Below are 1,808 nucleotides of genomic sequence, written 5' to 3' on the forward strand. Positions count from 1 at the left end.
ATAGTCTATAGAACCATAAAAATCGTCTTTAGTAAGACTCATTCTGGTAAAAACGAAAAAAGTTCTCGCAAAGGGAGGTGCGAAGGATTATGAAGAAATCACACAATCATCCTCATTTTATTTTAAAACTCTTCAAGAGAAAAAAATCTAGAAATCGAGAGTACACCGCTTATCGCTATGATAAAAGTGCAGTGATTTCACAACAAATACTCTAAATCATTCACCAGACGACTTAACCGTTTCCTGCAATAACACCTTATAGCACCTTAAGCATACAAAATGAGCTCTTTCACTTTAAAAACTATAAACCGCAGATCTAATAATAACGTGCAAATATATCTTCTTCATATCCGTTCCATCTATTTCCTCACCCTAAAATTCAGGAATCCTATCGCAAAAAAAACCTTCTTAAAGGCGGAAAAAAGCAAAAACCCATTAACCAAATCGTTGATCAACGTTAATCGCAACCTTGCCAGAGTGCTAAGCGCTTCTGTTCGCCTCTGCGATAAACCTAAACTTTGTAAAGAACAAACAAAACCAAATCTCAAAGTCATCCCTAGCGCTGAAATATGTTTTTTTTATGTTCTTAATATGTTTTTTTTACTTGGAGAATTTGTTATGAAAAAATTATATACCACATCAAAAGCGTCGGTGGTGAATGATTTTAAAAATTCTTACTCGCTTTATCGATTACAGTTTATTAAAGCGCTTTCATTGGCTTCAGTGATTATCTTTTTATCAAATGTTTCTCCTGTTTCTGCTAATACTCAGATTTTTAATAACATATCAAACGATTTTAGTGACGGTACAAATGTGCTTAGAGCTATTCCACCGGCCTATGTTGTTGGCAGTAAATTATATAAAGATAGTGGCTCTGCATTTATAGAGGATGAAGATGGTTTCAGAAATTTAAATCCTAATATTAAATTTCAAACGCAACGTGCATTTGATACTGCATTTGCGGGTAAGCAAAGTTCTAAGAATGTAGCGGATGCATTTTCTGATGTGAATAGTGCTTCCACAAGTTTAAATCATCAGCTTGTTGAGATAAAGGAGCCCTCTGCTATTGAAGAGAAACAAAATAATCTATTTTTGAGAAGCTTACCCAGTGCACTAAACCGAGCGGATGAGGGAGGCACGATAACTATTTCTGCTAACTCACCATTAAAAAAAATAAGTATTCTGAATAGTAAAGGTGAAGCTCGGCTTCTTTTGGATGTTGCTGCTGGTTCGATTACAGCGACCTCAACCGATGCGATAAATGGCTCACAGCTTTATAATCTAGGGAACAGTGTTGCAAAATCTTTAGGTGGTAGCGCTAGCTATGAGAATGGTGAATGGACCGCTCCTACCTTCACGGTTAAGAGCTTCACAAAAGATGGGGATGTTTCTGATTCAACTTATAATGATGTCGCTTCAGCCTTTACTGGTGTTGGTTCTTCATTCGAAAAAGTTAAAGATAAATTCGAGAAAGTTAAGGATGAAATTACCAAAGAGGTTGCTAACGCGAAAAGTGACTCTTTGAACTGGAATAAATCTAAAAGTGCTTTTGTAGCGACGCATGGAGAAGAAAATAGCAGCAGCAAGATTACATCTCTTGCGAATGGAGACATTACTTCAACCTCAAGCGATGCTGTAGCTGGTAACCAGCTTCATAGTCTTGGCACTAAGGTTGCAACGTCTTTAGGTGGTAGCGCTAGCTATGAGAATGGTGAATGGACCGCTCCTACCTTCACGGTTAAAGCTGTCAAAGATGATGGTGTTACAGTTGAAGAGAAGAAGTATGATAATGTTGCGGATGCGTTAGC

The 1,808-nt window shown here is 37.2% G+C and carries 1 pseudogene; it reads left to right on the forward strand.

Annotated elements, in window-relative coordinates:
* Positions 1-618: 618 nt before the first annotated feature.
* A pseudogene (locus ACFIKH_RS09025) lies at positions 619-1,808 on the forward strand (hypothetical protein); the annotation flags it as partial.

It is taken from the genome of Bartonella sp. SD1336NMGDW, from assembly GCF_042193565.1.
Taxonomy (GTDB): Bacteria; Pseudomonadota; Alphaproteobacteria; order Rhizobiales; family Rhizobiaceae; genus Bartonella; species Bartonella grahamii.